General features: G+C 54.1%; 8 protein-coding genes. All 8 read right to left on the minus strand.

What is annotated here, in order from left to right:
• Positions 1–2: 2 nt before the first annotated feature.
• On the minus strand, positions 3–833 hold the full coding sequence (locus tag AC2FLP_RS10635; RefSeq protein ID WP_425595924.1) for an ABC transporter permease: 831 nt from the start codon (positions 831–833) through the stop codon (positions 3–5).
• Positions 826–1,782 (minus strand): ABC transporter permease, encoded by a 957-nt coding sequence (locus AC2FLP_RS10640; RefSeq protein ID WP_171238372.1) that lies wholly within the window; start codon positions 1,780–1,782, stop codon positions 826–828. The genes AC2FLP_RS10635 and AC2FLP_RS10640 overlap by 8 nt, the downstream gene beginning before the upstream one ends.
• Positions 1,782–2,843: an ABC transporter ATP-binding protein gene (locus tag AC2FLP_RS10645; RefSeq protein WP_496683175.1), complete on the minus strand. Its 1,062-nt coding sequence runs from the start codon at positions 2,841–2,843 to the stop codon at positions 1,782–1,784. Before AC2FLP_RS10645 ends, AC2FLP_RS10640 begins: the two co-directional genes overlap by 1 nt.
• Positions 2,844–2,957: 114 nt before the next feature.
• The gene (locus AC2FLP_RS10650) at positions 2,958–3,659 is read right to left on the minus strand and encodes a helix-turn-helix transcriptional regulator (RefSeq protein ID WP_170709681.1); all 702 of its coding nucleotides are present in this window, start codon (positions 3,657–3,659) and stop codon (positions 2,958–2,960) included.
• 533 nt (positions 3,660–4,192) lie between these two features.
• A complete protein-coding gene (locus tag AC2FLP_RS10655) occupies positions 4,193–4,441 on the minus strand; it encodes a ParB N-terminal domain-containing protein (protein WP_496683172.1) in 249 nt (82 codons plus the stop codon).
• Positions 4,442–4,515: 74 nt separating this feature from the next.
• Positions 4,516–5,205: a hypothetical protein gene (locus AC2FLP_RS10660; RefSeq protein WP_496683170.1), complete on the minus strand. Its 690-nt coding sequence runs from the start codon at positions 5,203–5,205 to the stop codon at positions 4,516–4,518.
• Positions 5,205–5,342 carry a hypothetical protein gene (locus tag AC2FLP_RS10665; RefSeq protein WP_299895621.1) on the minus strand — a complete coding sequence of 46 codons (138 nt, stop codon included), beginning with the start codon at positions 5,340–5,342 and terminating at the stop codon, positions 5,205–5,207. The genes AC2FLP_RS10660 and AC2FLP_RS10665 overlap by 1 nt, the downstream gene beginning before the upstream one ends.
• 1,142 nt (positions 5,343–6,484) lie before the next feature.
• Positions 6,485–6,676, minus strand: a 192-nt coding sequence (locus AC2FLP_RS10670) for a hypothetical protein (protein WP_496683168.1), incomplete at its 5' end; no start/stop codon positions are given.

Genomic DNA, 6,676 nt, shown 5'->3' on the forward strand with positions numbered 1-6,676 from the left:
TGTTATTTTCGTTTGCGTTGCAGAAAGAAGGTGAGCGTGACCATGGCCACGGTCAGCCCGATCAGGATTGTCGAGACGGCGTTGACCTCTGGCGTCACGCCACGACGGATCTGGCCGAGGATGTAGATAGGCAAAGTGGTCTCGCCCGGGCCGGCCACCAGAAGCGTGATGATCACGTCATCCAGCGATACGACAAAGGCTAGCATGGCGCCCGCCATGACTCCGGGCATCAGGACCGGCAGCGTCACATGGCGGAATGTTTGCCAGGGTGTTGCGTACAAATCCGCAGCGGCGGCTTCATAGGTCACGGACATATCTGACAAACGTGCGCGTATCGGCATGTAAGCAAAGGGCACGCAGAAAACCGTGTGGGCGAGGATCAGCCAGCCGATCCCGGTTACCCCCGTGAGCTGGCGCAGGATCGAAAAGAAGGCCAGCGTGGCAATCGCCGTGACAATCTCGGGGATCATCAGGGGTTGGTTTATGAGCGCGATGGCCGCAGAGCGACCGCGATAGACGCCCCCGCGCGTTGTTGCCAATGCTGCCATTGTGGCAATGATGGTGGAAAACACGGTCGCCGTGAGCGCAACCTGAATAGAGATCATCGCCGAACGCCGGATGTCGTCGTTTTCCAAGGCTGCCGCGTACCAGCGCAAGCTGAACTCGGTCCACCGCACAACAGAGCGGTTGTCGTTGAAAGAGAACACGACCAGTACGGCAATTGGTGCGTAGAGGAACAACAGAACCAGCCAGGACATGCCAGTAAACAGGGGTTGCCTGCGCAACTCGCGAGACCCGGTCGACGGGCGGAATATCGACAGCAGTTTATCCATGTCCACCCTCCTTCGAAGCACCTGCCCGCAGGCTGACAAGGAGCGCGATCAACACAACTGCCATCAGGATCAGCGCTGCCGCGGCCCCAAAGGGCCAATTGCGCCCCGACCCGAATTGCAAGGCGATCAGGTTGCCGATCATCAGTTTCTTGCCACCGCCCAACAGTTCCGGCGTGATGTAGGCCCCGAGCGCCGGGATCAGCACCAGCACGCAGCCTGCGACGATGCCCGGGCGGGTAATCGGGATGATGATGTGGCGGAAAACCTGCGTACGCGTCGCATAGAGGTCATGTCCGGCCTCAAGCAGCGAAAAATCGAACTTCTCGAGCGAGGCATAGATCGGGAGGATCATGAATGGCAGGTAGCTGTAGACCAGCCCGGCAAGTACCGCGCCGTCGGTGTACAACATCTCAAGCGGTTCGCTGATCAGGCCGATCTTCATCAGCATCAGGTTCACAAAGCCCTCGTCCCGTACGATCAAAAGCATCGAGTAGGTACGGATCAAGAGGTTGGTCCAGAACGGTAGCGTGATGGCGAAGAGCCAGAAATTGCGTTGCTCCGGAGGGCGGGCCGCAATGAAGTAGGCCACGGGAAACCCGAGGATCAGGGTGCCAATCATGGTGGTGATGGCGAGACCAAAGGAGCGCCCGAAGATTTGCAGATAGGCGCTGTTGAAGCTCAGCGTATCATCAAAGATGTCCCTCTCGAAAAGGAACTGCACGTAGGCGTCGTAGGAGAACACCCATTCAACGCCGCCGTATGTTCCGGGCTCAAGAAACGAGTAAACCAGGGCAATCGAGAGCGGGAACAGACCAAAGATGCCAATGATCCCGAGTGCTGGGGTCAGCAGGAAGAGCCGCGTTCTGCGCCTTTGACGCGCGCGTTCTTCTTGGGCCGCGCGCAATCTCGTTTCGGCGTCGGTGCGCGAGATATGTGCAGCGGCACTCATCAGTCTTCCAGCACGTGCAGCATGGAGGTGTCACATTCGAGGCCAACCCGCGATCCGACGGGGCGTGGGGTGGAAACCTGGACATGAACGCTGACGCCATCTTCCAACAGCACGAGCATCTGTGACCCGGCCCCGAAATAGATGCTGTCTACGACCTCACCTCGCAAGAGCGCCGTCTCTGCACTCTCATCAACCACGCGGATGGTTTCAGGGCGTAGAGCCACATGCACGGGGCCGGGTGTGAGCGAGGTGCTGGCTGTATGAACCGTGAGTGGTGAACCCTCGCCAAATTGGATTTTTGCCGCATCCCCGTCAAAGCCAAGCAACGTCGCATGCACGATATTGGTGTCGCCAATAAAGTCCGCGACGAACCTGCTTTGTGGAGCTGTGTAGATCTCTTCCGGTGTGCCAACTTGGCGTATCGCACCTGCCGACATCACTGCGATCTGGTCCGACATTGCCAGCGCTTCACCTTGGTCATGGGTGACAAAGACAAAGGTAATGCCTGTCTCATGCTGCAGCCGCTTCAACTCGCTCTGCATCCCTTTTCGAAGTTTCAGGTCCAGCGCAGAAAGTGGCTCATCAAGAAGAAGAACCTTGGGACACGGCGCCAGCGCGCGCGCCAAAGCCACGCGTTGCTGCTGCCCGCCTGACAACTGATCTACACGACGCGTTGCAAACTCTCCGAGCTGGACCAGGTCCAGCATCTCGTTGATGGTGCTGTCGATTTCGGCCTTGGGCCTCTTCAGCATCTCAAGGCCAAACCCAACGTTGCGGGCCACGCTCATGTGGGGAAACAGCGCATAGTTCTGGAACACTGTATTCACGGGGCGATTGTTTGGAGCCAAATGGCCGATCGACTCGCCATCCAGTGCAATCTCGCCTTCGGTCGGAAGCTCGAACCCGGCGATCAATCGCAAAAGCGTCGTCTTGCCACAACCCGACGGGCCCAAAAGCGTGAAAAAGCTTCCTTCGGGAATGGTCAGCGACACGTCTCCCAGAGCCGTTACGGCCGCTTGGCCTTCGCCAAAGCGTTTTGTCACATTCTTTACGTCGATCATGGTCTGATCCAGACACCTGCACTTGTTGGTATGCAGAATCAGCTTAGAGCCATGAGACCGAACCTGTGAATACCTCCAAAGGGCGGGGTGACTTGTACCCCCAAAGGGGTAGGCCTAGTCGTTGGTCGAATGCAGGAACATCGAAAACAGGGCAGATTGAGAAGAAATTCCCAGCTTTCGGTAGATGTTCTTGCGATGCACTTTGATCGTCGAAGGGGAAACGTCCAGCAAAAGTGCTATCGACCGCGTCGAGTGCCCGCGCAAAAGGGATTGCACCACCTCGATCTCCCGCTGTGTCAAACCCTTGCAAACCTTGTCGATCACCCCATCGAAATCGACCTCGCTATCTTCGAACTGGCCTGATGAGGGGGTGCGATGAAAGTGCTGCTCGCAAAGCGCCGATATTATTGGATGTAGATCCGTTAGCCTTTCGACATCCCGCCGGGAGAACCGGGTTCTTCCCTCCGAGGGACCGAGGGAAAGAAACAAGGTGCCGTTGGCAATTGTCACGAAAACCCCCATCTCATCTCTTAGAAACAGGGTCTTGTAGTAGATGCGAAAGTAGTCGGAGTTGGCAAACCTGTCTGGCGCCACGTCTCTCAGCACCATCACCGGTTCGTGGCGTTCACCGATGAAACGAACAACAAATGGGTCCAGCAACCAAGCGCGATCAAGCCATCGGTCCACAACGACCGAGCGGCGTTCTGCACGTACATTGTCATAGACATGTTCGGGCGCTTTTCCTGGGTTCAGAAGGCTGACAAACGCGCCCTTGAACGAAGCTGCTCCGCGCATGAGGTTCAACAACTCTGGCATAAAGTTGGACGTCCCTACGGCCCGAATAGCCCCAGCTACGTCTTCCGAGTACGTTGGTTGTGCGGACTTACCCAAGTATCCCACCTAGCGATAGGGCGTTTCCAAGCCAATGTGGACAGTCGGAATTAACTTGGCAACCTTTTCACACTGAAATCTGCCTCGAAAAGCTTTTCCGCATCGGCTCGCTGGATCAATTCCGCAATCTGCTCCAGCACAAGTCTTCTAAGATCAAAGAGGCCAGGTAACTTTGAGTTGTCACTTGTATCGCTTCAGCACTTGAACCTGATGATTTGCCAAATCTGGGTAACTTCGTGTCTGTGCAAAGGAACTCTGATCCAAGGAATAGCTGAGTGTTTCGAATGGAAGCGGACATTGCATCAATGGCGATGGATGGCAGCTTTGTCCGCGTTGCGGTCATTCGCGATATTTCGACCAACGTCCGCATCGAGCCCTGAGTTGCCGTTCCCGGGTCATTTGATTGCTGCAACCGCACACGACCGGTTGGTCGTTAAGCTGCCGGTTCAAAGGAAATGTCAGTGTAGTCTGGCACGTACCAGGTAGGCTTCAATTGTGTCACCGCCGAGGGCGCGAATGGCCTCCAATCGGTGCAGTCCCTCGATCAGCACGAATCTCTTATTGTCGGCGCGTAATTGGATCGGGGTCGTCTGGCCGTTCTGCAATATATCTTCGGCAAGCGTCAGAACTTTATTCTGATCAAGTGTTTTTGCACGTTTTGCAGGTACGTAGATCAATTCGAGCGGGTACGGTCTTTTCTCCAGCATAAGCTACCTGTGCAACCTTCCGTGCATTTGGTCCGGTTTGGGTTTCCCTTTAAAAGCGCGCGCTGGTTCGCACATCAAAGTACCGAACGAACTGAGCTGCGCAGTTCCTGATGCATGATCCAAGTCGCCGGTTTATCGTCACTTTCGACATGAGAGAAGGCCACGATCTGTGCAGCACTACCATTCTGTCCCGATCCGGTTTCGGGAAGATCGAGTTCCAGATATTCCGCGATCAATAGCCCTGCTTTTTTGAAGACCTTGATGGATGTCTCGCGCGATTTATAACCGGCTGCCTGAGATAGTTGACCAATAGTCAGGCCTTCCTTTCCTGCGATTGAAAGTGCTCTCAGCATAGTAATCTGCGCTGGTGTAAACCTGACTTGACGCAAGGCTTCTGTGTATTCTCTTTCGCTGGGAACAAAAGTGCCAGACTTTCCTTCCAAACGGTGTTGATCGCGGCGTTTCTTATCGCGTTCGTCAAGAATTTCCTTCAACGCCTCGATAGCCATTGCCGGAGTTTCACCAACAGCGTCGGCAATCATGGTTTGTGTCTTGGCAGGTGGCTTGGGGAATGCCCGTGCAACGCTGTTGCCGCTCAGAATACCCGCTTTTATCAAGTACTTTCCGAACTCTTCTTCAATAACCCCAGATACGTCAGCAATTCGCGATTTTCGAACACTGCGGTCCTGAAATTCTCGCTGTTCCCTACCTAAAACTGATGTCTTTGCGTTCTGAAGACTGACTTGCGGGGCTCTATTGCGCATCAGAGAAACACCACCACAACCGCCGCTGCAACGAGCACCACCGACGCGATAAACAATTTGAGTCCGTAAGCTTGGCGGCGAACCTTTTCGGCTTTGAGCTTTTTGCCCAGATTTTCGTCAATCGAGTCTAGAGTCACAGTTTGATCCTTCCGGCTCTTACGTGGCGGCGATGACTTACAACAGTCTAATTTCGCGGCAAATTTTCAGCGCATGTATCGTTCTGGCGATTGAAGGGTTGATTACATTCCCATCCATCACCTCTTCGGTTCAAATGAGCGTTTGTTGGAACGATGATTGCTGTGCATTTGTCTTGGGCTGTACGGAATCCACGCTCGCATTTCCATCCAGCATAGGTATCTGTTGTGAGGTATGCGTGATCAGGAACGGCCACAGGTTCACAGCCACTTTCCGTAGATTTGAACCCTCTCAGGCAGACCCAACCATCTGCACCGCGCTTATCGGTTAGGCGACCATTCAGAGGGACTTCGATAGCAACACAGTTTCGGCCTTCTTTGCGAAATCCCCAATTGCAATGTGCTTCTTGCACACCAAATCGGGTATCAACGAACCCATTTTCCGGTGCAATCACTTCCTCACACTCTTCACCAATTCGTCGAAACAATCGATTGCAGGTCCACCGATCTCCTGTTGAAGCGAGGAAGGCATTTTCAGGAACTGCTATTTTCTCACAAATATCCCCGATACGCCGGAATCCATGATTGCATTCCCAGCCTCGACCATAGGAACTGCCTGTCAAATATGCGTTTTCAGGTACGTTGTCACTCTGGCACGATCCGTCCCTGAATTCGTAACCTTGGTCACAAACCAATCCGTCTGCATTGCCAGCCACTTGGGAGTTCGCAGCCGCTAGTTGAGCCGAAAGCTGCGTTCCAGAAAGCAACACGAACAATGTCAGGATCAAACACGAAGCATCGCGCATACGTTTGATTGAAGTCAGGTTAATGCGGTGTCTGTGGCCGGACCTATCGGGCATCAGGAACGCAGTTGATGAGCCATATATTATTCATGTATCGCCTTCTTTCATGTGTCGTTCGTCGTCTGACGAGTATCAGGAAACAATTGCGAACGTTTGCGGGTAACGAGCTCGTTCCGAACACCCTAGCGGAACCCGTCCTAAGCTGGGGCACATGCTACAGATATCATGAAGGCCATTGGATCATCGAAGTCGGCAGCATCGCGACGACGAATAAATTTCACCAATGCATTCTTGTGGTTCCTACCAGACATAGAGTCAAGGAAGTTTCCTTTGTCGCAAAGTTCACTTTGCAACAAACCGGGCGCAGATTGATGCCAAGGCTGCAAACGCGGCGAAAGTCAGTTTTCGTCCGCGTTGCGGACCTCCGCCGAATTTTGACGAACGTCCGCTGCTGACGAAAGCGGCCGTTAATGGTCGATGATCTGCGGTTAAGTCCGTGAAGGTCGGCTTACCGATGTAACCGGACCTTAATCC

This window comes from Ruegeria sp. CDSA141, from assembly GCF_059612005.1.